Source organism: Bradyrhizobium sp. 153 (assembly GCF_023073835.1).
Lineage (GTDB): Bacteria > Pseudomonadota > Alphaproteobacteria > Rhizobiales > Xanthobacteraceae > Bradyrhizobium.
The window spans coordinates 64,102-90,514 of sequence record NZ_JADPKH010000037.1 but is presented as its reverse complement, the minus strand read 5'-3'; the positions used below and the strand labels follow the sequence as shown (position 1 = coordinate 90,514).

At 64.2% G+C, this 26,413-nt stretch carries 20 protein-coding genes; 7 read left to right on the top strand and 13 right to left on the bottom strand.

Features of this window, described 5'->3' with window-relative positions; all coding sequences use genetic code 11:
- Nucleotides 1-115: 115 nt before the first annotated feature.
- On the top strand, nt 116-2,854 hold the full coding sequence (gene mutS / locus IVA91_RS10215; protein WP_247281975.1) for a DNA mismatch repair protein MutS: 2,739 nt from the start codon (nt 116-118) through the stop codon (nt 2,852-2,854).
- Nucleotides 2,855-2,960: 106 nt separating this feature from the next.
- Here mutS and IVA91_RS10210 read toward each other — a convergent pair whose 3' ends face one another.
- The 5 genes from IVA91_RS10210 to IVA91_RS10190 form a co-directional block, all read right to left on the bottom strand.
- Complete coding sequence (locus IVA91_RS10210; protein ID WP_247281976.1) at nt 2,961-3,758, bottom strand: hypothetical protein; 798 nt, start codon at nt 3,756-3,758, stop codon at nt 2,961-2,963.
- 167 nt (nt 3,759-3,925) lie between these two features.
- A complete protein-coding gene (locus IVA91_RS10205) occupies nt 3,926-4,435 on the bottom strand; it encodes an OsmC family protein (protein WP_247281977.1) in 510 nt (169 codons plus the stop codon).
- 54 nt (nt 4,436-4,489) lie between these two features.
- Entirely contained in the window at nt 4,490-5,275 is a 786-nt protein-coding gene (locus IVA91_RS10200) for an ABC transporter ATP-binding protein (protein WP_247281978.1), read from the bottom strand.
- Between the two features lie 4 nt (nt 5,276-5,279).
- Complete coding sequence (locus IVA91_RS10195) at nt 5,280-6,125, bottom strand: ABC transporter permease (RefSeq protein WP_247282056.1); 846 nt, start codon at nt 6,123-6,125, stop codon at nt 5,280-5,282.
- Between the two features lie 40 nt (nt 6,126-6,165).
- Nucleotides 6,166-7,137 (bottom strand): aliphatic sulfonate ABC transporter substrate-binding protein, encoded by a 972-nt coding sequence (locus tag IVA91_RS10190; protein ID WP_247281979.1) that lies wholly within the window; start codon nt 7,135-7,137, stop codon nt 6,166-6,168.
- 187 nt (nt 7,138-7,324) lie between these two features.
- Here IVA91_RS10190 and IVA91_RS10185 point away from each other — a divergent pair, with 187 nt between their 5' ends.
- On the top strand, nt 7,325-10,114 hold the full coding sequence (locus IVA91_RS10185; RefSeq protein WP_247281980.1) for a [protein-PII] uridylyltransferase: 2,790 nt from the start codon (nt 7,325-7,327) through the stop codon (nt 10,112-10,114).
- Nucleotides 10,115-10,161: 47 nt separating this feature from the next.
- Here the strand turns inward: IVA91_RS10185 and IVA91_RS10180 are convergent, their stop codons facing one another.
- Nucleotides 10,162-10,692, bottom strand: coding sequence for a methylated-DNA--[protein]-cysteine S-methyltransferase (locus IVA91_RS10180; RefSeq protein WP_247281981.1), 531 nt, complete (start codon nt 10,690-10,692; stop codon nt 10,162-10,164).
- 357 nt (nt 10,693-11,049) lie between these two features.
- Between IVA91_RS10180 and IVA91_RS10175 the strand changes: the two genes are divergently transcribed.
- The gene (locus tag IVA91_RS10175) at nt 11,050-12,276 is read left to right on the top strand and encodes an ABC transporter substrate-binding protein (protein WP_247281982.1); all 1,227 of its coding nucleotides are present in this window, start codon (nt 11,050-11,052) and stop codon (nt 12,274-12,276) included.
- Between the two features lie 116 nt (nt 12,277-12,392).
- On the opposite strand, the gene IVA91_RS10170 is transcribed toward IVA91_RS10175, so the two are convergent.
- Complete coding sequence (locus IVA91_RS10170; RefSeq protein ID WP_247281983.1) at nt 12,393-12,818, bottom strand: DUF1330 domain-containing protein; 426 nt, start codon at nt 12,816-12,818, stop codon at nt 12,393-12,395.
- A gap of 168 nt (nt 12,819-12,986) precedes the next feature.
- Between IVA91_RS10170 and IVA91_RS10165 the strand changes: the two genes are divergently transcribed.
- Nucleotides 12,987-15,197 (top strand): penicillin-binding protein 1A, encoded by a 2,211-nt coding sequence (locus IVA91_RS10165; RefSeq protein ID WP_247281984.1) that lies wholly within the window; start codon nt 12,987-12,989, stop codon nt 15,195-15,197.
- A 304-nt stretch (nt 15,198-15,501) separates the two neighbouring features.
- Here IVA91_RS10165 and IVA91_RS10160 read toward each other — a convergent pair whose 3' ends face one another.
- From IVA91_RS10160 to IVA91_RS10145, 4 genes are all read right to left on the bottom strand, one after another.
- Entirely contained in the window at nt 15,502-16,341 is an 840-nt protein-coding gene (locus IVA91_RS10160) for a SprT family zinc-dependent metalloprotease (RefSeq protein ID WP_247281985.1), read from the bottom strand.
- Between the two features lie 217 nt (nt 16,342-16,558).
- On the bottom strand, nt 16,559-17,887 hold the full coding sequence (gene phaZ / locus IVA91_RS10155) for a polyhydroxyalkanoate depolymerase (RefSeq protein ID WP_247281986.1): 1,329 nt from the start codon (nt 17,885-17,887) through the stop codon (nt 16,559-16,561).
- Nucleotides 17,888-18,009: 122 nt separating this feature from the next.
- Nucleotides 18,010-18,828: an ABC transporter permease gene (locus tag IVA91_RS10150; RefSeq protein WP_247281987.1), complete on the bottom strand. Its 819-nt coding sequence runs from the start codon at nt 18,826-18,828 to the stop codon at nt 18,010-18,012.
- Between the two features lie 193 nt (nt 18,829-19,021).
- The gene (locus tag IVA91_RS10145) at nt 19,022-19,825 is read right to left on the bottom strand and encodes an ABC transporter ATP-binding protein (RefSeq protein WP_247281988.1); all 804 of its coding nucleotides are present in this window, start codon (nt 19,823-19,825) and stop codon (nt 19,022-19,024) included.
- 108 nt (nt 19,826-19,933) lie between these two features.
- Here IVA91_RS10145 and IVA91_RS10140 point away from each other — a divergent pair, with 108 nt between their 5' ends.
- Both IVA91_RS10140 and IVA91_RS10135 read left to right on the top strand, forming a co-directional pair.
- Nucleotides 19,934-21,256, top strand: a complete 1,323-nt coding sequence (locus tag IVA91_RS10140) for an ActS/PrrB/RegB family redox-sensitive histidine kinase (protein WP_247281989.1) — start codon at nt 19,934-19,936, stop codon at nt 21,254-21,256.
- Between the two features lie 103 nt (nt 21,257-21,359).
- Nucleotides 21,360-21,914, top strand: coding sequence for an ActR/PrrA/RegA family redox response regulator transcription factor (locus IVA91_RS10135; protein WP_275974801.1), 555 nt, complete (start codon nt 21,360-21,362; stop codon nt 21,912-21,914).
- A 150-nt stretch (nt 21,915-22,064) separates the two neighbouring features.
- Here IVA91_RS10135 and IVA91_RS10130 read toward each other — a convergent pair whose 3' ends face one another.
- Nucleotides 22,065-22,556, bottom strand: a complete 492-nt coding sequence (locus IVA91_RS10130) for an MmcB family DNA repair protein (RefSeq protein WP_247281991.1) — start codon at nt 22,554-22,556, stop codon at nt 22,065-22,067.
- A 289-nt stretch (nt 22,557-22,845) separates the two neighbouring features.
- On the opposite strand from IVA91_RS10130, the gene IVA91_RS10125 reads away from it, so the two are divergent.
- Nucleotides 22,846-24,546: an alpha-amylase family protein gene (locus IVA91_RS10125; protein WP_247458710.1), complete on the top strand. Its 1,701-nt coding sequence runs from the start codon at nt 22,846-22,848 to the stop codon at nt 24,544-24,546.
- A 166-nt stretch (nt 24,547-24,712) separates the two neighbouring features.
- Here the strand turns inward: IVA91_RS10125 and IVA91_RS10120 are convergent, their stop codons facing one another.
- A complete protein-coding gene (locus IVA91_RS10120) occupies nt 24,713-26,314 on the bottom strand; it encodes an alpha-amylase family glycosyl hydrolase (protein ID WP_247281993.1) in 1,602 nt (533 codons plus the stop codon).
- Nucleotides 26,315-26,413: the final 99 nt, after the last annotated feature.

Sequence of the window (26,413 nt, the reverse complement as noted above, 5' to 3'; positions counted from 1 at the left end):
TCGCAGGGGGCCAGCCGCCCGCAACGCATGCCGCGGTGCGGACAACGTGGAAAACCTCACCTGCCCGGCCAAAGCGATAGGACCGGGGAGCGAAATTTTGTAGGTTGCACCGCCCATGACAATGCAACAGCCAATACCTGTACCGCCTCCCGACGACACGCCCGCGCCGCAGGCGGAAGCTGCCGCGCGTGTCACGCCCATGATGGAACAGTACCTCGAGATCAAGGCGGCGCATCAGGGCTTGCTGCTGTTCTACCGGATGGGCGATTTCTACGAATTGTTCTTCGAGGACGCCGAAATTGCCTCGAAGACGCTCGGCATCGTCTTGACCAAGCGCGGCAAGCATCAGGGCGCGGATATCCCGATGTGCGGCGTGCCGGTCGAACGCTCCGAGGATTATCTGCACCGCCTGATATCAGCCGGCCACCGGGTCGCTGTCTGCGAGCAGACCGAGGATCCCGCTGCGGCCAAGGCGCGCGGGAACAAGAGCGTGGTGCGCCGCGGCGTGGTGCGGCTGGTCACGCCGGGCACGCTGACCGAGGACACGCTGTTGGACGCGCGTGCGAACAACTACCTGCTGGCGATCGCGCGCGCCCGCTCCTCCGCCGGTGGCGACCGCTTCGGCCTTGCCTGGATCGACATCTCGACCGCCGAATTCATGGTGACGGAGTGCGGCGGCGGCGAGCTCGCCGCCACGCTGGCGCGCATCAATCCGAACGAGGCGATCGTCACCGACGCGCTCTATAACGACAGCGAGCTCGGACAGATGTTGCGCGAGCTGCCGGCGGTAACGCCGCTGACCCGCGACGTGTTCGACGGCGCCACCGCCGAGAAGCGGCTGTGCGACTATTTCGCTGTCGCCACAATGGATGGGCTGGCGCAGCTCACGCGTCTGGAAGCCACCGCTGCGGCCGCCGCCGTCACCTACGTCGACCGCACCCAGGTCGGCAAGCATCCGCCGCTGCCGCCGCCGGCGCGCGAAGCCTCGGGCGCAACCATGGCGATCGATCCGGCCACCCGCGCCAATCTCGAATTGACGCGCACGCTCGCCGGCGAACGCCGCGGCTCGCTGCTCGACGCGATCGACTGCACGGTGACCTCGGCCGGTTCGCGGCTGCTGGCGCAGCGACTGGCGGCGCCACTGACCGATGCGCTGGCGATCGCGCGGCGGCTCGATGCTGTCGGAACCTTCGTTACCGATTCCGCCGCGCGCGAAGACATCCGCAGCATTTTGCGCGGCGCGCCCGACATGTCACGGGCGCTGGCCCGTCTCTCGGTCGGCCGCGGCGGACCGCGCGACCTCGCCGGCATCCGCGACGGCATCATCGCCGCCGACCAGGTGCTGACGCGGCTGTCCGAGCTCGACCAGCCGCCGCAGGAGATCGTGGCGGTGATGGCGGCGCTGCAAAAGCCATCTCGCGCGCTGGCGACCGAGTTTGCCGGCGCGCTCGATGAGCAACTGCCATTGATCAAGCGCGACGGCGGCTTCGTGCGCCAGGCTTACGAGCCTGCGCTCGACGAAGCCCGCAACCTGCGCGATGCTTCGCGCCTGGTGGTGGCCTCGATGCAAGCCCGCTACGCCGACCAAACCGGCGTGAAGGCCCTGAAGATCCGGCACAACAATGTGCTCGGCTATTTCGTCGAGGTGACCGCGCAGCACGGCGACAAGCTGATGTCGCCGCCGCTGAATGCGACCTTCATTCATCGCCAGACGCTGGCGGGCCAGGTGCGCTTCACGACCTCGGAGCTGGGCGAGATGGAGGCCAAGATCGCCAATGCCGGCGACCGCGCGCTCGGGCTCGAGCTCGAGATCTTCGAGCGGCTCTGCGCCAAGGCGCTCGAGATCAGCGAAGACTTGCGCGCCGCCGCGCACGGCTTTGCGCTGCTCGATGTCGCGACGTCGCTGGCCAAGCTGGCGGTCGACGAGAATTACGTGCGGCCCGAGGTCGACACCTCGCTCGGCTTTGCGATCGAAGCCGGCCGCCATCCCGTGGTGGAGCAGGCGCTCAAGCGCAATGGCGAGCCGTTCATCGCCAATGCCTGCGACCTCTCGCCGGCACCCGGACAGAAGTCAGGCCAGCTCTGGCTGCTCACCGGTCCGAATATGGCAGGTAAATCCACATTCCTGCGCCAGAACGCACTGATCGCCCTGATGGCGCAGATCGGCAGTTTTGTGCCGGCCGCGCGGGCGAGGATCGGCATCGTCGATCGCCTGTTCTCGCGGGTCGGCGCGGCCGACGATCTCGCCCGCGGCCGCTCCACCTTCATGGTGGAGATGGTCGAGACCGCGGCGATCCTGAATCAGGCCGGCGAGCGCGCACTCGTGATCCTCGACGAGATTGGCCGCGGCACCGCGACCTTCGACGGCCTCTCGATCGCCTGGGCCGCGATCGAGCATCTGCACGAGAGCAATCGCTGCCGCACGCTGTTCGCCACGCATTATCACGAGCTGACGGCGCTCTCGGCAAAACTGCCGCGCATGTTCAACGCCACCGTGCGCGTGAAGGAATGGCAGGGCAATGTCGTGTTCCTGCACGAGGTGCTGCCGGGCTCGGCCGATCGCTCCTACGGCATTCAGGTGGCCAAGCTCGCCGGCCTGCCACCGGCCGTGATCACGCGAGCCAAATCGGTGCTGGCCAAGCTGGAGGCCCAGGACCGCGGCCAGACCGCCCGCGCCCTCGCCGACGATCTGCCGCTGTTCGCCGTGCCCTCGCGCGCCGCGGCGGAGGCCGCGCCGCCGAGCGAAGCGGAGCTTCTCATGGAAGCGGTGAAGGCGTTACATCCCGACGAGATGTCGCCGCGCGAGGCGCTGGATGCGCTGTATGCGTTGAAGGCCAAGCTGCCGAAGCAATAAGCACGCCGCGACCGCAATCGTCATTGCGAGCGGAGCGAAGCAATCCATTCTCTCTCCCCGCGATCGTCTGGATGCTTCGTCGCCTCGATCCTTGCAACGACGAAGGTTAGTGCGCCAGCCGCTTCCTTCGTCCATTCCACCACAGCGTCAGGTTCCACACGATGCAGGTGGCGAGCCCCATGCTGAGGCCTATCGCGGAGCCGAAGTTTGCGGCGCCGACATGCATCACGGCAATCGCCATACCGAAGCCGAGCAAGCCCCAGGCAGAATTGGCAAGCACCGCGGCGGTCGGCGGGCCACCGATGCGCGGATGCAGGATCACCATCATGCTGGTGAAGACGATCGGGTAGAGCGCGATGACGCCGGAGACGCGCGGGCCGACCCAGCCCGAGGTGGAAACCACGATGGCGACGAGCGTCGCCACCAAAGCGGCGCGGAACGGAATGTCGTACCAGCGACGCGTCACTAACGGCATCTTCACATGGCGGTACTTAGCGAGCAGCGGAATGCAGATTCCGAAGGCAATCAGGTTCACGGCGAGTCCGGCCGTCAAGGTCCAGTCGAACAGGCGGATGATGGAGGCCAGCACGATCCACACGGCGATCGCGCTGCCGGCACTCACCAGCAGATTGTGCCGCTGCGCCAGCACGACATAGCAGAGGCCAAGCACGATCGTCGCCGCGTTGACGGGAAGGCTCGACAGCGCCCCTTGCGCGATGAAGGCGGCGTCATGGTCGAGCGCGAGAAAGACATAGGAAGGACCCGCTGAGATCGGTAGCGTCGCCACCAGCGCACCGATCACTGGGCCGGAACGTTCGGTGATGATCGACGCCGTCACGACGAACGCCGCCGCGATCGCCATGCGCAGGAGAAGGAAAAGGATGAGGTGGAGATCGGGGGACATCTAGCGCGGGATGATTTTTGTTGAGGCGAATTATCCGCGGGTTCGTTCACCTCTCCCGGAGGGAGAGGTCGATTTGCACAGCACATCGGGTGACGGCTTCAGGTCCCCACGAGAGAACGCCCCTCACCCGCGCCGTCGGCGCAACCTCTCCCAATGGAAATGGGCAGCTACATCCGCTGCATCGACACCGACACCTTCGGGCCGTTCTTGATGGTCTGATAGACCACGCAATAGCGCTCGGTGAGCTTCAGCAACAGATCGAGCTTATCCTGCGGCGCGTCGGTGTCGACCTCGAAGCGCAGCCGGATCTCGGCGAAGCCGACCGGGGTCTCCTTATCGACGCCGAGCGTGCCGCGGAAATCGAGATCACCCTCGGCATAGACGTTGCCGGTCTTCAAGGGCACCTCGATCGCGGTCGCAACCGATTTCAGCGTGACGCCGGCGCAGGCGACCAGCGCTTCCAGCAACATGTCGCCGGAGCACAGCTCGAGGCCGGAGCCGCCGGTGGCCGGATGCAGGCCGGCCATCGCAATGGCGCGTCCGGTCTCGACCTTGCAGGCGATGCCTTCGCTGTCGGTCGAACCCTTCGCCTTCAGCGTGATCAGCGCGGCCTTCGGATCAGTCTTGTAGCGCTCCTTGATCGGGGCCTGCATCCGGCGCAATTGGGCAGCGTCCATGTTCGTTCTCTCCCGGAAGATTGCCCCTCGATGTACCGGCTTGGAGACGAATTGTCACCACCACATGGCCTGACCGGGACCCTGGGTTGCGTCACGGTCGGGCACGCTGCGGTCGAGTGAACGGTCGAGTGACGTCAGCACACTTCGCTTGAAGTTCTCGAACAGCGGCGAATTGCGGTCGCGCGGCCGACCCAGATTGATCTCGATCCGATCGAACAATCGGCCGGGCCGCGGCCGCATCACCAGCACGCGATCGGCCAGCACGACAGCTTCGTCGACGTCATGTGTGACGAGCATCAAGGTCGGCCGCGTATCGGCCCAGAGGTCGAGCAGATGATCCTGAAGGTCGCGACGGGTGAAGGCGTCAAGCGCCGAGAACGGCTCATCGAGCAGCAGCACCTCCGGCTGCGGCACCAGTGCGCGTGCGATCGCGACGCGCTGCGCCTGCCCGCCGGAGAGCTCGCGCGGCCAGGCCTGCGCCTTCTCGGTGAGCCGGACGCGTTCGAGCGCGCGCGCCACCTTCTCGCGCCGCTCGGCTGCGGGCAGATCGGCAAGTCCGAAGCCGATATTGTCAGCGACGCTGAGCCAGGGCAAAAGCCGCGGCTCCTGGAAGATGATGCCGATCTTGGCATGCGGCGAGGCGATCGCCTCATCGTCGAGCGTCACCGTCCCGGAGCTGGCGCGATCGAGGCCGGCGATGGCGCGCAGCAATGTTGATTTGCCGCAGCCGGAGCCGCCGATGATGGCGACGATCTCGCCTTGGTGGATCTCGGCGGAGAAGCGCGCCAGCGCCTCTACGCCGTTGGGATAGGTCTTGCTGACCCGGTGGAGCGCCAGCATCGCGTCACGCTCCCTTCGCGCGTCCGAAGGCATCCTGCCAGCGCAGGAAGGGCGCGGCCGCGACTTCGATCAGCCAGTCCGTGAGCTTGCCGAGAATGGCGAAGATCACGATGGCCGCGAGGATCTGTGCGGGCTTGCCAAGCTGCTGGCCGTCGAGCAGGAGGTAGCCTAGGCCTTCGGAGGCGCCGATCAGCTCGGCCGCCACCACGAACATCCAGCCCAGACCGAGGCCAACGCGCAATGACACGACATAGGCCGGCAGCACCGCGGGCAACAGGATGCGCCGGATCATGGCGGGCCCTGAGAGGCGGAAGGTGCGGCCGACCTCGACGATCTTGCGGTCGACCGCGAGGATCGCGCCCATCACGCCGAGATAGACCGGAAAGAACACGCCGACCGCGATCAGCGCGATCTTCGAGGTCTCGAAGATGCCGAGCCAGAGAATGAACAGCGGCACCCAGGCCAGTGAAGGGATCGCGCGCAGCGCCTGCACGGTCGGATCGAGCAGCCGCCGCGCCAGCGACCAATAGCCGGAGATGGCGCCTAACAGTGTGCCCGCGACCACGCCGAAGGCGAAGCCGAGAGCGACCCGCCACAGCGTCGCTGTGATGTGGCGCACCAGCTCGCCGGAGCGGGCGAGCTCGGTGATGTTGGCAAACACGCGCGAGGGCGGGGGCACCAGCCGTCCGTTGGACCAGCCGACCCAGACCACGAGCTCCCAGCCAAGCGCCAACGTCAGCGGCAGCAGCACACCCAGCACCGGCCGCGCGTAGCGGACGATGCGCGAAGGCGCAGCCGCGGTTTCGGCTGGCTCCGAGGATTGTTGCAGGACTGGCGCGTCGGAGATCATGGCCATAGCAAGCGCGTCTGGTCGGGGAATGCAAGGAGCCTCAATTCGTCGGCAGCGGAACCTGGTCGTCGATCAGGGCATCCAGCGTCGCCTTGACGTCGACCTTGGCGTCGACGACGCCTGCCTGCTGGAGCGCGAGACCCGCGGCGAGGATCGATTCGCGCTGGGGCGCGCCGATGCGGCTGTGGGTGAGCTCGGTGCGCTCCTTGAGCTGCTTGTCCACGACCGCCTCGGGCAGTTTTGTGACCGCGATGAAAGTCTTCTTCAGCTCGTCGTAATTCGCCAGCGAGTATTTCCGCGCTTCCTCGTAAACCGCGAGGACGCGGCGAGCAGTGTCCGGATAATCCTTCAGGAACTGCTCCCGCACATTGAGGATGCCCCAGGTATTGGCATCGGCCTTGCGGTAAAACAGCTTTGCGCCCTCTTCGACCTCGGCCTGCGCCATCATCGGATCGAGGCCAGCCCAAGCATCGACGTCGCCGCGGACCAGCGCGGTCTTGCCGTCGGCGTGCTGGAGCAGCACCGGCGTGATGTCCTTTTCCGTGAGACCCGCGCCAAGCAGTGCGCGAACCAGGAAGATGTGCGGATCAGTGCCGCGCGTCACCGCAACGCGCTTGCCCTTGAGATCGGCAACGCCAGCGATCTTGGAATCCTTTGATGTCACCAGCGCCGTCCATTCGGGACGCGAATAGACATAGATCGACTTGATCGGATTGCCGTTGATGCGGGCGACCAGCGCGGCGGAGCCCGCGGTCGAGCCGAAATCGATCGAGCCGGCGTTAAGGAATTCGAGCGCCTTGTTCGAGCCGGCCGACTGCACCCAGGTGATCGTGACCCCGTCCTTGGCGAACTCTTTCTCCAGCAGTCCCTTCTGCTTCAGGACCATCGACACCGGATTGTAGGTCGCCCAGTCGATGCGGATCTCCTTGAGCGGATCCGCCGCTCGTGCCGCAGGGGTCAATGCGAGCGCTACGGCTCCTGCCAACAGAATGCGTCGTGTAATCCTGGCCATGCCCAGCTCCTCCAAAATTTCATTGTTTTTCAAGGAGTTATTTCTAGAGGTCAACGAGAAAATCCGTCCCTTGCAGGCGCGCAGCCCGAGAACAGATTTACCCAAAGCCGCAGCTTTCCAGCATGGAACGACTATTGCCAGAGAATCGCGGGTGACAGCGCCTGCCGCCTCTTATATCCGGTGAGACATGGACAGCGTCGCGACTGAGCAGAAGCCCGAAACGGATGACCGCTTCGACAGCGCGCGGATCACCGCCGCGGTCGATGCGCTCGCCGAAAAGCACGAGGGCCGCGAGGACGCGTTCCGCACCGCCATGGCGCAATTGCTCAAGGCCGAGTTGATCGCGGCGCGCGCCGCCGCACAGGCGATCCTGCTCAGGGACCGCCACGGAAGGCGCTGCGCCGAGCGACTGTGCCACGTCCAGGACGAGATCATCCGCATCCTGTATTCGGCCGCGACCCGGCATCTCTACCGCTCACCAATCCCGAGCGGCGCCGAGCGCATGGCGGTGGTGGCGACCGGCGGCTATGGCCGCGGGCTGATGGCGCCGGAATCCGACATCGATCTGCTGTTCATCCTGCCCTACAAGCAGACCGCCTGGGGCGAGCAGGTCGCTGAAGCCATCCTCTACTGCCTCTGGGACATGGGACTGAAGGTCGGCCACGCCACGCGCTCGGTCGACGAGTCGATCCGGCAGGCGCGCGGCGACATGACGATCCGCACCGCGATCCTGGAGACGCGCTTCCTGACCGGCGACAAGCCGCTCTATGACGAATTGGTCGAGCGCTTCGACAAGGAGGTGGTGCAGGGCACCGCGTCCGAATTCGTCACCGCAAAACTCGCCGAGCGCGAGGAGCGGCATCGCCGCGGCGGCCAGTCGCGCTATCTTGTCGAACCGAATGTCAAGGACGGTAAGGGCGCCCTGCGCGACCTGCACACGCTGTTCTGGATCGCAAAATACGTCTATCGCGTCCGCGACACCGACGAGCTGGTCGAGCGCGGCGTGTTCGACGCGCAGGAATATCGCAGCTTCCGCCGCTGCGCCGATTTCCTCTGGTCGGTGCGCTGCAATCTGCATTTCTACTGCAATCGCGCCGAAGAGCGCCTCTCCTTCGACCTCCAGCGCGAGATCGCGGTCAGGCTCGGCTACACCTCGCATCCCGGCATGCAGGACGTCGAGCGCTTCATGAAACACTACTTCCTGGTCGCCAAGGAAGTCGGCAACCTCACCGCCATTCTCTGCGCCAAGCTCGAGGACCAGCAGGCCAAGCCCGCGCCGGTGCTGAGCCGGATGATGGCGCGGCTGCGGCCCAGCACCGTGAAGCGGCGCGTGCCTGACAGCGACGATTTCATCGTCGACAACAATCGCATCAACATCGCCGCGCCCGACGTCTTCAAGCACGATCCGGTCAATCTGATCCGCATTTTCCGCCTGGCGCAGAAGAACAACCTCGCCTTCCATCCGGATGCGATGCGCGGTGTGACGCGCTCGCTGGGCCTGATCAACGCGCAACTGCGCGAGAATCCCGAGGCCAACCGGCTGTTCATGGAGATCCTCATCTCCGACAATGCCGAGATCGTGCTGCGGCGGATGAACGAGACCGGCGTGCTCGGCCACTTCATTCGCGCCTTCGGCAAGATCGTCTCGATGATGCAGTTCAACATGTATCATCACTACACCGTCGACGAGCACCTGATCCGCTGCATCGGCTTCCTTCAGGACATCGAGCGCGGCGGCATCGAGGAGTTCGTGCTGGCCAGCGACCTGTTCCGCAAGATCAGGCCCGAGCACCGGCCTGTCATCTACATCGCGACGCTGCTGCACGACGTCGCCAAGGGCCGCCTCGAGGATCACTCCATTGCCGGCGCCAAGGTGGCGCGGCGGCTGTGCCCCCGGCTCGGCTTCAGCCCGGCCGATACCGAGCTCGTGGCCTGGCTGATCGAGGAGCATCTGACGATGTCCACGGTCGCGCAGTCGCGCGACCTCTCGGACCGCAAGACGATCGAGAATTTCGCCGCCGTGGTGCAGTCGGTTGAGCAGATGAAGCTGTTGACCATCCTGACAACCGCCGATATCCGCGGCGTCGGCCCGGGCGTGTGGAACGGCTGGAAGGCGCAGCTGCTGCGCTCGCTCTATTACGAGACCGAGCCGGTGCTCACCGGCGGCTTCTCGGAAGTCGACCGCGGAAAGCGCCTCGCCGTTGCGCACGCCGAATTCCGCATGGCCTTCGCCGAATGGCCGGCTGACGAGCTCGATGCCTATATCGGCCGGCACTATCCGGCCTATTGGCTCAAGGTCGAGCTGCCGCGAAAAATCCGCCATGCCCGCTTCGTCCGCTCCAGCGAGCAGGCCGGCCACAAACTCGCGATCAATGTCGGCTTCGACGAGATGCGTGGCGTCACCGAACTCACGATTTTCGCCGCCGACCATCCCTGGCTGCTCTCGATCATCGCCGGAGCCTGCGCCTCGGCCGGCGCCAACATCGTCGACGCCCAGATCTACACCACCACCGACGGCCGTGCGCTCGACACGATCTCGATCTCGCGGGAGTATGACCGCGACGAGGACGAGGGACGGCGCGCCACCCGGATCGGCGAGATGATCGAGGACGTGCTGGAAGGCAAGCTGCGCCTGCCGGAAGTGGTGGCGCGGCGCACCGTGCGCAGCAAGGCGAAGCCGTTCGTGATCGAGCCGGAAGTGACCATCAACAACCAATGGTCCGACCGCTACACCGTGATCGAGGTCTCCGGCCTCGACCGGCCCGGCCTGCTCTACGAGCTGACCACCGCGATCTCGAAGCTCAACCTCAACATCGCCTCGGCCCATGTCGCGACGTTCGGCGAGCGCGCGCGCGATGTGTTCTACGTCACCGACCTTCTGGGCGCACAGATCAACGCGCCGACCCGCCAGGCCGCGATCAAGAGCGCGCTGACCCATGTGATGGCCGGCGACAAGGCGGTGCAGCCGGCGGCGTGATCTCGTCTGTCGTTCCGGGGTGCCGCGGAATGACGAAAAGAAGAGACCTAAAGCTCCACCCCCTCGTGCCGCAGCAGCCAGCGCTTGCGCTCCAGCCCACCGCCGTATTTCACCAGCGACCCATCGGCGCCGATCAGGCGATGACACGGCAGCACCACACTGATCGGATTGGAGCCGTTGGCATGGCCAACGGCGCGAATGGCTTTGGGCATGCCTATCTTTGCCGCGAGTGCGCCGTAGCTCATCGCGGTCCCGGCGGGAATCCGCGCAAGTGCGGTCCAGACCTTCTGCTGGAACGACGTGCCGGCGGTGCGCCATGCGATGCACGAGAGCTGGCCAAGATCGCCTTCAAAATAGCCCGACAGCGCAGCCCGCATCTGCGTCGGCGCAGGCTGATTGCTCAGATCCACCACCCCATAATGCAGGCGCAACAGCTCGCGCATGCGGTGCTCGTAATCCGCCCAGTCGAGCGCGCGCAAGGCGCCATCGGCATCGGTGACGAGCAGGGCGATCCCGATCGGCGTCACCAGGCGATCGAGACCAAAGCGTTCAGGCGTTTTGGTTGGTCCAGCGGGCATTGCGGCACCATTGCATCGAAACACGCCGCCGGACTTGCCACGCCGGCCGTACTAACGTCCACCCGAAAGCTGACGCTTGGGGGGGCTCAACCTGATTTTGATTGCCAACCTCTGCGCTCTCGTCCACGGCAATCCCGCCTTAGCGTTCCAGACCAAGCCGTGCGTGATCGCGGCCGGCGGCGGTTGCGCTAGTGGCATTGTTCCTGGCCTAGTTTTTAGCGTGAGACGCTACGGCGCAGCGCCGTGATCCTTGCGCGGCGGCGAACGTTCCTCCACAATCTTCGGCAGCGATGGCGACCGTTGCATCAACGGACAAAGACCATCGATCGAAAATTCCGTCAGGAGGAACGAACCAACATGGACAATCGCAGAGCCTTCCTAGCTGCCACGGCGGCGCTCGCCTTCGCATTCTCCGCAAGCCAAGCCCTCGCCCAGAAGAAATACGACACCGGCGCGAGCGACACCGAGATCAAGATCGGCCAGACCGTTCCGTTCTCCGGTGCCTACTCGGTCTACGCCAATATCGGCAAGACCCAGGCCGCCTATTTCAAGATGATCAACGATCAGGGCGGCATCAACGGCCGCAAGATCAATCTGATCCAGTATGACGATGCCTATTCGCCGCCGAAGACGGTCGAGCAGGTGCGCAAGCTGGTCGAAGGCGACGAGGTGCTGTTCACCTTCCAGCTGATCGGCACCGCAGCCAATGCCGCCGTGCAAAAATATCTCAACGGCAAGAAGGTGCCGCAACTGCTGGCGTCCACCGGCGCCGCGCGCTTCAACGATCCGCAGAACTTTCCCTGGACCATTGCCTACAATCCGAACTACGTGTCCGAAGGAAGGATCTACGCCAAGTACATTCTCGCCAACCACCCCAACGCCAAGATCGGCGTGCTCTACCAGAACGACGACATGGGCCGCGACTATCTCGCGGGCCTCAAGAGCGGCCTGGGTGACAAGGCCGCCAGCATGATCGTCGGCGAGGTCTCCTACGAGGTCACCGATCCGACCGTTGACTCCCAGGTGGTCAAGCTGAAGTCGATGGGCGTCGACCTGTTCTATGACGCCTCGACGCCGAAATTCGCGGCGCAGGCGATCAAGAAGCTCGCCGACCTCGGCTGGTCTCCGGTGCATATCCTCGACATCAATGCGAGCCCGGTGTCGGCGACGCTGAAGCCGGCCGGCCTCGATATTTCCAAGGGCATCATCTCGACCAATTACGGCAAGGACCCCGGCGATCCCCAGTGGAAGGACGATCCGGGTGTGAAGGCCTTCTTCGCTTTCATGGACAAGTATTTCCCGGAAGGCGACAAGCTCAACACCGTGAACACCTATGCCTATTCGGTGGCGGAGCTCCTGGTCCAGGTGCTGAAGCAATGCGGCGACGACCTGACGCGTGAGAACGTCATGAAGCAGGTCGCCAACATCAAGGGCTATACGCCGAGCCTGGCGCTGCCCGGCATCAAGATCACCACCGGTCCCAACGACTACCGCGTCAACAAGCAGATGCAGATGATGAAATTCAACGGCGAACGCTGGGAGCTGTTCGGGCCGGTCATCGAGGACACGGGGCCGTCGGGCTAGGCTAAACGGTCATTCCGGGATGGCGCGCAAGCGCCAGACCCGGAATGTCGAGATTCTCAGGTGCGCAAGTGCGCACCATCATTCGATGCATTCGCATCGCCCCGGAATGACGGGGCCTACTCCGGTATCTCCCCAAAATTCTTCCCCACCGGCAACACCGCGTGTCGGATCAGGCGCGAATCCTCCACCGCTGCCTGCCTATGCTTCACGGCCTCGCGATAGACGGGATCGCGGATCATCTCGACGAAGGCTGAGACGCTCGGATATTCGGCGATGAAGCAATGGTCCCAGCGCTCCTCCTGGGGACCGATCAGCATCAGCTCGAATTTGCCTTGCCAGACGATGCGGCCGCCGAGGCGTTCGAACACCGGGCCGCTCTCGCGGCCATAGGCCGCATAGGCTTCGGCGCCGCTCGCCTTGCGGCCGTCCGGATAGGCTGCCTCTTTGCGTAGCCGCACCAGATTGAGCATGTGGATCGGGCCCGGGCGGTCGTTCTCCCGGAAATGCGCGAAGATCTCCTTGGTCGGATCGATATGGCCCATGCGAGTTTCCTTTTTCTTGATGCGAGCGATCCTAGCTCTGGCGCTCCAGAAGCGGAACTGCGGCCGGCGAATGCCGCACCTCCTAATTGCGCGTTAAGTTCTGGGTAACCGGGCCTTAAACAGCGACCGCTAGCGTGCGGCGGGGTGGGCTGACCGGGCGTTTGGCGTATGGCGTGGGGAAAGAAGAAGGGTGGGCGGAAGGAGCCGCTATTCGGCTTGCCTGCGGCGCTCGCCGACCTGCGCCTGACCGCGGCGGACCGCATTCCCGGTGGCGACGACAAGCCGAAGAAATCAGCGAAATCATCCGCCAAGCGCAAGAGCGACGATGCCGGCGACGAGCCGCCGCGCGAGCGCAAGGTATCGGCCGGCCCCGGCAGCGCCAAGCGACGGGCAAAGTCGCGCGGAGGCTTCAGCCTCGGCCGTCTGGTCTATTGGAGCGCGGTGCTGAGCTTGTGGGGCGTGATCGCCGTGATCGGCGTCGTGATCTATGTTGGCGCCCATCTGCCGCCGATCCAGTCGCTGGAAATCCCTAAGCGCCCGCCGACGATCCAGATCGTCGGCATCGACGGCAGCATGCTGGCGCAGCGCGGCGAGATGGCCGGCGCCAACGTCGCGCTGAAAGACCTGCCGCCCTATCTGCCCAAGGCGTTCATCGCCATCGAGGACCGCCGCTTCTATTCCCATTTCGGCATCGACCCGGTCGGCATCCTGCGCGCCCTCGTCACCAACGTGCTCCATCGCGGCGTCTCGCAGGGCGGCTCGACGCTGACGCAGCAGCTCGCCAAAAACCTGTTCCTGACCCAGGAGCGAACCATGCAGCGCAAGCTGCAGGAGGCGGAGCTCGCGATCTGGCTGGAGCGCAAGCATTCCAAGAACGAGATTTTGGAGCTCTACCTCAACCGCGTCTATTTCGGCTCCGGCGCTTATGGGGTCGAGGCCGCGGCGCAGCGCTATTTCGGCAAGTCGGCCAAGAACGTGACGATCGCCGAAGCCGCGATGCTGGCGGGCCTCGTCAAATCGCCCTCGCGTCTTGCGCCGAATCGCAATCCCGAGGGCGCGGAAGCGCGCGCACAAATCGTTCTCGCGGCGATGGCGGATGCGAAATTCATCACCGACGCGCAAGCCAAGGCCTCGATCGGCCATCCCTCCTATAACGTGAAGCCGGTCGGCGCCGGAACGGTCAATTACGTCGCCGACTGGATCGGCGAGGTGCTGGACGATCTCGTCGGCCAGATCGACGAGAGCATCAAGGTTGAAACCACGATCGATCCGAAGCTGCAGAGCGTGGCGGAAGCCGCCATCATCGACGAGCTCGCGGCCAAGAGCGTGAAGTTCAACGTCAGCCAGGGTGCGCTGGTGGCGATGACGCCTGACGGCGCGGTACGCGCCATGGTCGGCGGACGGAACTATTCCGAGAGCCAGTACAACCGCGCGGTCACCGCAAAGCGCCAGCCGGGCTCCTCGTTCAAGCCGTTCGTGTACCTGACGGCGCTCGAGCAGGGGCTGACGCCGGATACCGTTCGCCAGGACGCCCCGATCGAGGTCAAGGGCTGGAGGCCTGAGAACTACACCCACGAATATTTCGGCGCGGTGACGCTGACGCAGGCGCTGGCGATGTCGCTCAACACGGTCGCGATCCGCCTTGGCCTCGAGGTCGGACCGAAGAACGTGGTGCGCACGGCGCACCGGCTCGGCATCTCCTCGAAGCTCGAGCCGAACGCCTCGATCGCGCTCGGAACATCGGAAGTCTCTGTCGTCGAGTTGGTCGGCGCCTATGCGCCGTTCGCCAATGGCGGCCTCGCGGTGGCGCCGCATGTCGTGACGCGGATCAAGACGCTCGGCGGCAAGCTGCTCTACATGCGCCAGCCGGACGAGCGCAACCAGGTGATCGACCCGCGCTATGTCGGCATGATGAACACGATGATGCGGGAGACCTTGATCAACGGCACCGCCAAGAAGGCCGAGATCCCGGGCTGGCCGGCGGCCGGCAAGACTGGCACCAGCCAGGATTACCGCGACGCCTGGTTCATCGGCTACACCGCCAACCTCGTCACCGGCGTCTGGCTCGGCAATGACGACAACTCGCCGACCAAGAAGGCCACCGGCGGCGGGCTGCCGGTGGAAGTCTGGACGCGCTTCATGCGCACGGCACATGAGGGTGTGCCGGTGGCCGCCTTGCCGAGCTCACCAGGCGGCTGGGGCCTTTCGAACCTTGCGCAGGCCGCCTCGCAAGTCTCCCCGCCGACAGCGGCCGGACCTGCACCGACGAACAATGGCGGCTATCGCCCGCCGCCTCCCACGCGCGCCAATGTACGCCCCGAGGCGGCGGCAGGGCTCGACGGCTGGTTGATGGACCGGCTGTTCGGCGGGACCAGGTAGATTCGGGTTGAGGTCCTGAGCGCATCAAAACAAAACTGCGAAAACAACCCCATGCACAGTAGCCGGTGATAGAGGAATCAACGGCTTACGCGGATCGCAAAACAGCTGACGCTGGCGGCAAGACCATTTGACACGTCGGGGCAAAACAGCAGCGTTCGACGGAGGCCGATGATGGCTGGGCGGTGAATCCAGCGCGCCGCAGCCTCTCGACCAAACAATCACTGCCTCTCGAATACCGGATCGCCCGCTCCAGTGCGCAAGCGCCGACAAGGCCGACAATGACACCTTCCAGCAAAAGCAGGGCCTAATCCTCGACCCCATACCGGTGCAGATCATTCCCGCACGTGTCGAGCCACTTCTTGGCGCGTTCCATCGACGGGCAGATCTTACCGCAGACGCGCCAGAACCGCGCCGAGTGGTTCATCTCGACGAGATGGGCGACCTCGTGGGCGGCGAGGTAGTCGAGCACGAAGGGCGGTGCGAGGATCAGCCGCCAGGAGAACGACAGCGAGCCCGCCGAGGTGCAGGAGCCCCAGCGGCTGGACTGGTCGCGGATCGAGAGCCGCTTGACCCTGACGCCAAGCTCGGCCGCGTAGGCCTCGGCTGAGCGCTGGAGATCGCGGCGCGCCTCACGCTTGAGGAAGTCGCTGACGCGGCGGTCGACATGCTCGAGACCACCGGCGACGCAGAGAATGCGTTCGCCGGACTCGCGCATCTCGGTCCACACCGTGCCGCGCTGGCCGGCGCGATGAACGATGCGATGGGGCGTGCCGCGCAACGGTATCACCGTGCCTGGCTGGAACGGAGCCGCCTTCGGCAACCGGCCGAGGCGTGCGGCGATCCAAGCGCCGTGACGCTGCGCGAAGTCTTTTGCTTCGGCGAGCGTGCCGCGCGGCGGCATGGTGAGGATGGCTTCGCGATCGCTCGGATGGATTCTGAGCGTATAGCGTCGCGCGCGTCTGTGGCGGCGCAGCCGGATCGCAAAAAATTGCGAGCCGTGGGTGATGACGAGGGTCTTTGGTTCGTGGGGCCGCCGATAAAGGAGCGCGCGAGTGGCCATGTCTGTCAGTCCGGGGGGCAGGAGGGCGCCCCGATTCTGCCATAACCGCCGCCATGGGAAGCGCTCGGCGCAAAAACAAATCATTTGCCCAATATACAGCGGTCAGGCGTCCGGGAGACCCTACAGACTGGGGTTGGAACCATCAATTTTCCTCCCCGCTGGACGCATGCGGCACCCCCAAGGGGTGAGTAGCGACTCACTCCTTTGAGGTTACCTTAATACCGCGAATCTGGACGGAACCGCCCGCTCCAAAAGGCCCCGGCAGGGCAGGAATTTTCGACGGGAAAGCCGAAATACGCGACTATTCGGCCGCGAGCGCCTGCAGCGAGGTCGGATTCGCCGCCGACACCATGAAATCATGGATCCGCGGCACGATTTCCGACTTGAAACGCGAGCCGTTGAACACGCCGTAATGCCCGACGCCCTTCTGGACGTAATGAACGCGGCGATGATCGGGAATCCCGCTGCACAAAGTGTGCGTTGCTTCGGTCTGACCGAGGCCGGAGATATCGTCCTTCTCGCCTTCGACCGTCATCAAGGCCACGCGCGTGATCCTGGAAGGATCGACGCGTGTTCCGCGATGGGTCATCTCGCCCTTCGGCAGTGCGTGCTTCACGAACACGGTGTCGACGGTTTGCAGATAATACTCCGCGGAGAGATCCATGACTGCGAGATATTCGTCGTAGAATTCGCGATGCTTGTCGACGAGATCGCCGTCGCCTTTCACCAGATTGGCGAAGAGCTGCTTGTGGGCATCCATATGCCGGTCGAGATTCATGCTGATGAAGCCGTTGAGCTGCAAGAATCCCGGATAGACATCGCGCATCATGCCCGGATGCGGGAACGGCACCTTGGTGATGACGTGGTTGCGGAACCAGTCGATGCCGCGCTCCTGGGCGAGGTTGTTCACCGCGGTCGGATTGCGGCGGGTATCGATCGGCCCGCCCATCAGCGTCATCGAGGTCGGCACAAAGGGATCACGCCGTGCTTCCATGATCGAGACGGCGGCGACGACGGGGACGGAGGGCTGGCACACCGCCATAACGTGGGTGTTGCCGCCGAGAACGTGCAGCATCTCGATGACATAGTCGATGTAGTCGTCGAGATCGAAGCGGCCCTCGCTGAGCGGCACCATGCGGGCATCGGCCCAATCGGTGATGTAGACCTCATGCGCGGGCAGAAAGGCCTCGACCGTACCGCGCAGCAGCGTCGCATAATGGCCGGACATCGGTGCCACGATCAGCACGCGCGGCTGCGGACTGCGCAAGGGGCGAGCGAACTTGCGATCGAAATAGAGCAGCTTGCAGAACGGCTTTTCCCAGACCGAACGGATCTCGACGGGGACGCGGATGCCATTGACCTCGGTGTCGTTGAGGCCCCATTCCGGCTTGCCGTAGCGGCGCGTGGTGCGCTCGAACAATTCGCAGGCCGCGGCGACCGACTTGCCGACCTCGGTACGCGCCCAGGGATTGAGAGGATTCTGAAACAGGAGCTTGGTCGCATCGGTGACCGCGCGCGCCGGATTGAGAGAGGCTTGCGCCATCTCGTACATCCAGTACATCGGCGTCGTCAGGACCGGACTGCCTTCAGCCGCCAGGGGCGGCGCGCCGCCAAACTCACCAATAGGCATCGCTCATATCCCTCTTCGCATCGCAGCATACTGCCGAATGCGCAATATTGCGTCAATGCATGGTTCCGTACATCTACGTAGCGGAAGCGCCAAAACCAGCATGAATCCACGGGAAAGTGACGTTATTCGCCAGCCGAGAGCAGCGAACCGTGCTTCCTGGCGCTTCGCAATAGGGCAAGGAATGCCCCAAAAGATGCGACCAGCAGCACTGCGTTGATGGCCAACGCCTCCAGCATCAGATCGGTCCTAAAGGTTTGCTCGATCAGGAGCGCGCGCATTCCCTCGAAGGCATAGGTCGGGGGCAACGCCCAGGCGACGTATTGCAGCCAGGCAGGCAGCACACTGACGGGATAGTAGACGCAGGCGAGCGGCAGGATTGCGAACATCAAGGTCCAGACGATGCTCTCGGCGCCGAGGCCATTTCGCAGCACCAGGCCCGAGACGAAGATGCCGACCGACCAGCTCGTGAAGATCAGATTGCAGAAGAAGGCGATCAGTGGCAGGCCGAGGGCATAAACATTGAAGTGAAACAGGAACAGCGCGAGCAGCGTCATCGGAATGATCCCGATCGCGAGCCGGATCAGGCTCATCACCATCAGCGACAGCAGAAATTCGATCGGCCTCAAGGGGCTCATCATGAGGTTGCCGATGTTGCGTGCCCACATCTCTTCGAGGAACGAGATGGAGAAGCCGAGTTGCCCACGGAACAGAATGTCCCAGAGGATAACGGCGCCGATCAGCGTGCCGCCGGCGCGCGCGAAGAAATTGGCATTCTCGGCGATATAGAGCTGGAGGAAGCCCCAGGTGATGACTTGCAGCGCCGGCCAATACAAGAGCTCGAGCAGCCGCGGCCAGGACGACATCAGCAGATACCAATAGCGCAGGATCATCGCGCCGATGCGATGGGCGGAGATGCCGCGGCGGAGCGAGAGCTGGCTCATGGCGCCCTCCCGCATAGCGATGGAAATGCCGCGCACGATCTATCCAAGACGTCATTGCGAGGAGCTCGCGACAAAATTGTGTAGCAATTTTGCCCTGATGCGACGAAGCAATCCAGAGTCCTTCTGCAGAAAGATTCTGGATCGCTTCGCTTCGCTCGCAGTGACGAAAGGAGCACCCGCTGCCTTCTCACTCTCACTTCGCCGCCTCCTTCGCACCGTTCACCCGCCCGCGTGCGACGTCCAAAAACACCTCCTCCAGCGTGGTGCGGTTGTAGCGGGCCATGATCGCCTCAGGCGTGTCGTCGTCCTCGATGCGGCCGCGCTTCATGATGATGACGCGATCGCAGAGCCGCTCGACCTCGAGCATGTTGTGCGAGGCCAACAGGATGGTGGCGTGGTGCTGCCTGCGATAGCGCTCCAGATGCGCCCGCACCCAATCGGCGGTGTCAGGATCGAGCGAGGCGGTCGGCTCGTCCAGCAAGAGCAGCTCGGGTTGGTTGATCAGCGCTTTCGCGAGCGCGACGCGGGTCTTCTGCCCGGCGGAGAGCTTGCCGTTGGCGCGATCGATGAAATCGCTGAGGTCGAGATCATCGGCGAGCTCGGCGATGCGCTCGGACAGGTTCTTCACCGCGTAGAGCTTGCCGAAGATGGTGAGGTTCTGTCGCACCGTGAGCCGCATCGGCATGTCGACATAGGGGCTCTCGAAATTCATCCGCCCCAGCACGGACGCGCTCTCCTCAGGCATCCTTCGCCCGAGCACCTGCACACGGCCGGAGGTCGGCAGCACCAGGCCCATGATCATCGCAATGGTCGTGGTCTTGCCGGCGCCGTTGCCGCCAAGCAGCCCGGTGATGCTGCCGCGCGGCAACGAAAAGGAGATATCGTCGACGGCGCGGGTCTGCTTGTAGACCTTGACGAGATGATCGACCGCAATCGCCGCAGGTGCGCTGCGATCCGCGACAGTCGGCCGACTTGAAGCCTTGTCATTCTCAGTCATGCTGGCCGTTCTTCTGCTATTGCAGCCGATAGCGCAAGGCTTGTAATTCCTGGGTGGTTCCGTGAGCCCAGCGCTTGTGATCGAGAAGGCACCGCCACATTGGCCGACATGACCGAAATTGCCGATTCCGGCTTTCGCCACGCGCAGCGGCATATCCGCCTGGACACGATCCTGCGGCTGCGCTGGCTCGCGGTGCTGGGGCAGCTCGCCGCGATCTTCATCGTGGCGCAGGGGCTGGAATTCAACGTCGAGATCGTCCCCTGCGTCAGCATCATCTTCCTGTCGGCAGCACTCAACCTGGCGCTCCAGACGGTGGCCAATCCAATGCAGCGGTTGGAGCCGATGCAGGCGGCCGGACTGCTGGCACTCAACATCGTGGAATTGGCTGGGCTTTTGTTCTTCACCGGCGGCCTCCAGAACCCGTTCTCGTTCCTGTTCCTCGCACCCGTGCTGATCTCGGCCACGGCGCTGCCCGCCCGCTTCACCTTTGGCCTCGGCCTGCTTGCCGTTGCCTGCGCCTCGATCCTATTCTTCTTTCATCTGCCGCTGCCCTGGGATTCCGATGATCCCCTGGTGCTGCCGCCGATCTATCTCATCGGCGTCTGGCTCTCGATCGCGCTCGCGATCGGCGTCACCAGCCTCTACTCCTTCCAGGTGACCGAGGAGGCGCGCAAGCTCGCGGACGCGCTGGCTGCAACCGAGCTCGTGCTGACGCGCGAGCAGCATCTGACCCAGCTCGACGGATTAGCTGCCGCAGCCGCGCATGAGCTCGGCACGCCGCTCGCGACCATCTTCCTGATCTCGCGCGAATTGGAAAAGACGGTGAACGATCCGACCATCGCCGCCGACCTGAAAACCCTGCGCGAGCAGACCCAGCGCTGCCGCGACATATTGAGCAAGATCACGCAGCTGTCCTCCACCGGCGCGCCGTTCGACCGCATGAAGCTGTCGGAGCTGATCGAGGAGGTGGTTGCGCCACATCGCGACTTCGGTGTCGAGATCAAGGTGCGGATCGCGGTGGCCGTCGCGGCCGAGCCGGTCGGCTCACGCAACCCCGCGATCCTCTATGGCATCGGCAACATCGTCGAGAACGCAGTCGATTTCGCTCGCACCACCGTTGAGGTGAACGCCTGGTGGAACAAGGACCATATCGAACTCGTGATCTCCGACGACGGTCCCGGCATCCCGCCCGACATCCTCAACCGGATCGGTGAGCCCTATCTGTCGCGGCGGCGCACCCAGGATGAAGGCGGCGGCGAGCGGCGCGGCCTCGGTCTCGGCGTGTTCATCGCGCGCACACTGCTCGAACGCACCGGCGCCAAGGTCTCCTTTACCAACCGGACCTTTCCGGATCACGGCGCGGTGGTCCAGATCAATTGGCCGCGAGAGCGTTTTGAGGCTATCGAGACGCTTGAAGAAACAATAGGATAGGCCGCGACCTTGCGTCGCACAACGGGGCCGATCGACTATTGGCCGCCTTGGCACCGAACGATTGCGACGCCATATGTCAATGCGCTGGAGAGAGGACAACACCTTGAACGCCATCGCCGAACTGAACGAACAGACCGACCGCTCGCTTCTCATCGTGGAGGACGACAAGCCGTTTCTGGAGCGGCTGTCGCGCGCGATGGAGACGCGGGGCTTTGCCGTGACATCCTGCGACACCGTCTCGGACGGTCTTGCGCAGATCGGCAAATCGGCACCGGCCTTCGCCGTGGTGGATTTGCGGCTCGGCGACGGCAACGGCCTTGACGTGGTCTCGGCGCTGAAGAAGAAGCGCCCGGACGCGCGCGCGATCGTGCTGACCGGCTATGGCAACATCGCCACCGCCGTGACCGCGGTAAAGATGGGCGCGGTCGATTATCTCTCGAAACCCGCGGACGCCGACGACGTCGTCGCGGCGCTGCTCTCGACCAGCGCGGAGAAATCCGAACTGCCGACCAATCCGATGTCCGCCGACCGCGTGCGCTGGGAACACATCCAGCGCATCTACGAAATGTGCAACCGCAACGTCTCGGAGACGGCGCGCCGGCTGAACATGCACCGCCGCACGTTGCAGCGGATTTTGGCCAAGCGCGCGCCGAGGTAGTTTTCGCCGCACTTGCGCCCCGGACGCAGCGCAGCACGAAGTGGTGCGCTGCTGAGCTGGGGCCCATGCCTCAGCATACATTATCGCCTTCTGGGTCCCGGCTCTGCGCCGCAGCGTTCAGCTGCAGCGCGTCCGGGACACGAGTGCGCCCTACTCCCAGAAATCCGCGTGTCCCTGCGGATCGACCAGGCGGTTGATCCGCAGCGCTGCCGCCATCGCGAAGCGCACCGTCATCTGCTTGCGCGTGGCGGCAGCAAGCTTGTGCTCGGGCGCCTCGCAATGCATGTGCGCGCCATAGGCGTCGGCAATGATGAGGCCGGTATCTTCAGGAAAGATCTCGCACGGCAGATCCTGCGTGAAGGCGAAGAACAGCCGGTCGCAATGAGCGCGGTATTCGTGCCATTTCTGATCGGCGCGCAGATCCTCCACCGACGACTTAATCTCGACGATCCAGACCTCGCCGCGCTCGTTCAACGCGACGAGATCGGCGCGGCGGCCCGACGGCAGCGGCAATTCGCTGATGCATGAGAAGCCGAGCGATCGCAACAGCCGCGCCGTCCCGCGCGCAACCGCAAGCGCCGTCTCCGACTGGCGACGGTCCGGCGGCGGTACGAGAGCGATGTTGCGGGCGGTGTTGTCCATGGGAGGAGGATAGCCGATTCCGTGAGGGACGGACACTGTCTCCCCACCCGTCATTCCGGCGCGCGCCCGCTTGGGGCGAGCCCGGAATCCATAACCACAGGAAGTGGTTGCTTAACGAAGACGGTCACTTCGAATCTTCGCCAAACTTCTCCCTGGGGGTTAAGGGTCTCGGGCTCGCTACGCGCCCCGGGACGACAGCGAGTGTGAGGCGAGAGGGCGGAACCTCCCTTCTCCTTCACACTTATCACGCAGCCGCCGCGCCCGGGCGGATCCATCGAGGCTGCGGCGCATGATCGACGATCTCTGGTACAAGAACGGCATGATCTACTGCCTGTCCGTCGGCTCCTACATGGACGCCAACGGCGACGGCATCGGCGACTTCAAGGGCTTGCTCCGCCGGCTCGACTATCTGCACGGGCTTGGCATCACCACGATCTGGCTGATGCCGTTCCAGACCTCACCGGGCCGCGACGACGGCTATGACATCGCAGACTATTACAGCGTCGATTCCCGCTACGGCACGCTCGGCGATTTCGTCGAGTTCGCCCATGGCTGCAAGCAGCGCGGCATCCGAATCATCATCGATCTCGTGGTCAACCACACCTCGGACCAGCATCCCTGGTTCAAGGAGGCGCGGCGCGACAAGAACTCGCCCTATCGCGACTGGTATGTCTGGTCCGACAAGAAGCCGGCCAACGCCAACGAGGGCATGGTGTTTCCAGGCGTGCAGAAATCGACATGGACGCGCGACAAGGAAGCCGGTGCCTGGTACTTTCATCGCTTCTACGATTTCCAGCCCGATCTCAACACCTCAAACCCGCGCGTGCAGGCCGAGATCCTCAAGATCATGGGGTTCTGGATCCAGCTCGGCGTCTCCGGCTTCCGCATGGATGCCGTGCCCTTCGTGATCGCGACCAAGGGCGCGAAAGTGAGGAAGCCGGTCGAGCAGTACGACATGCTGCGCGCCTTCCGCGAATTCCTGCAATGGCGCCAGGGCGACGCCATCATCCTTGCCGAAGCCAACGTGCTGCCGAAGACGGACATGGAATATTTCGGGCGCGACGGCGATCGCATGCACATGATGTTCAACTTCCACGTCAACCAGAACCTGTTCTACGCGTTGGCCTCGGCCGACTCGCGGCCGTTGGCGAAGGCGCTGAAGGCGACCAAGCCGCGGCCGGCCACCGCGCAATGGGGGCTGTTCCTGCGCAATCACGACGAGCTCGATCTCGGCCGCCTGACCAAGGCACAGCGCGAGATCGTGTTCAAATGCTTCGGTCCCGACAAGGACATGCAGCTCTACGACCGCGGCATCAGGCGGCGCCTCGCACCGATGTTGGGCGGCGACCGCCGGCGGCTCGAGCTCGCCTATAGCCTGATGTGCACGCTGCCGGGGACGCCCGTCATCCGTTATGGCGACGAGATCGCGATGGGCGACGATCTCTCGCTGCCTGAACGCAACTGCGCGCGCACGCCGATGCAATGGTCGACCGAGCCGCATGGCGGCTTCACCAAGAGCAACAAGCCGGCATGCCCCGTCATCGACAAGGGCCCTTACGGCTACGACCACGTCAACGTTGCCAAGCAGCGGCGCGATCCCAACTCGATGCTGAACTGGACCGAACGCATCGTGCGCATGCGCAAGGAGGTGCCGGAAGTCGGCTGGGGCGATTTCGCGATAATTCCTGTGCGCGATCCCGCCGTGTTCATCATGCGCTATGACTGGCGCAACAATTCGGTGCTGTTCGTGCACAATCTCGACGAGAAGCCGCGCGAGATCGCGTTCTCGGCCGGATTGCCTGATGGGGCCGGCGCGCACCTCGTCAATCTGCTCGCGGAAGACCACAGCCACGCCGACAAGCGCGGCCAGCACCGCGTCGTGCTGGAGCCCTACGGCTATCGCTGGTACCGCGTCGGCGGGCTGGATTATCTGTTGAAGCGGAGCGACATCGACGGGAGCACGGTGCGGGCGAAGAAGCATCCGGGGTGACGTCGAGAGCCGCAATCTGCTCCACTGCTTCAACGATCGTCATTGCGAGGGTAGCGAAGCAATCCAGAATCGCGCCGCGGTGACAGTCTGGATTGCTTCGATGCGCTCGCAATGACAGGGAGATAGCAGTGGTCACTCTTCCGACGTTCTCCTGGCGAAAGCGTGGCTACGTCGGCGGCGCCAGCACCATGCCCTCGTTGCCGCGCAAGTCCAGCACGCCCTCCAACTTCTCCCCCTCGCGATCGAGAAACGTCGACAGCAGGATCTCGCTGCCGAAGGGGATGGCGCTGGTGGTGACAGCGATCGGATCGGCGCCGAGATTGAGCGCCACGATCACCGCCTTGCCGCCGGCCTCGCGGCGATAAATCAGCAGATCGCCTTGCGCCGAGATCGGGTGATAATCACCTGCGACCAGCGGCGGGGAAGCTTTCCGCAACGCGATCAGGCGCCTGTATAGCGTGAGGATCGAGCGTGGATCGGCTTCGAGATTGACGACGTTTTCGCGGATGTGATCCTCCGGCAGAGGCAGCCATGGCCGGACCTCCGAGAAGCCGGCGAAGTTGGAGGAATCCCATTGCATCGGCGTGCGGCAGCCGTCGCGGCCGACACCGATGCCGGGCACGTTCTTCTCGAAGGGGTCGCGTACGTCCTCCGGCGCGATCGCGAGCTGATGCATGCCGATCTCGTCGCCGTAATAGAGCGTCGGCGTGCCGCGCAGCGTCAGCAGCAGCATGGCGGCGACACGCGCCTGCTCGGGACCGACGCGGCTGGCAACGCGCGGACGGTCATGATTGCCGAGCACCCAGTTCGGCCAGGCGCCGCGCGGCAGCGCCTTCTCGTAATCCTCGATGATCTTCTCGATCGAGCGCGCGCTCCAGAAGGTCGAGAGCAGCGCGAAGTTGAACGGCATCTGCGCGCCGGTCAGATCGTTGCCGTAATAGGCCACCAATCGATGCAGCGGCAGATAGATCTCGCCGATCAAGACGCGCGCGCCAAAGGCATCGGTGACACGCCGCATCTGCGCGATCACGTCATGCACCTCCGGCTGATCGGTCGAGTATTGCGTCAGGATCTTCTCGTTCGGCGCCCGGCCCTCGACGTAGTGCGGGTTCGGTGGATTGTCGCGGAATTCGGCGTCCTTGATCAGGTGCCAAATCACGTCGACGCGAAAGCCGTCGACGCCCTTCTCCAGCCAGAACCGCATCACGTCGTAGATCGCCGTGCGAACCTCCGGATTGCGCCAGTTGAGATCCGGCTGCTGGGCCAGGAAAGCATGGTAATAATATTGGCCCGTGGTCTCGTCGAATTGCCACGCGCTGCCGCCGAACTCGGACAACCAGTTGTTCGGCACGCCGCCATCCGGCGCCGGATGGCGCCAGATGTACCAGTCGCGCTTGGGATTGTCGCGTGAGGACCGGCTCTCGATGAACCAGGGATGCTGGTCCGAGGTGTGGTTGGGAACGAGGTCGAGGATCAGCTTCAGGCCGTTGTCATGGGCGGCGGCGAGCAGCGCATCGAAATCTTCCATCGTGCCGAACAGCGGCTCGATGCCGGTATAGTCGGAAATGTCGTAGCCGAAATCCGCCATCGGCGAGGGAAAGATCGGCGACAGCCAGATCGCGTCGACGCCGAGCGATTTGACGTAAGGCAGCCGCCTGAGGATGCCGGCGAGATCGCCGACGCCGTCGCCATTCGAATCCTGAAACGAGCGCGGGTAGATCTGATAGAAGATCCCGTCGCGCCACCAATTCGCATTGCCTTGAGCCATGCCGAAAGACCACCCAAATCTGCGCCCTCGCGCGGGAGAACGCGACAGCGACGCCCCGGTTCAAATTGGCAGATCAATTGGGACGGCGGTGTGACCATT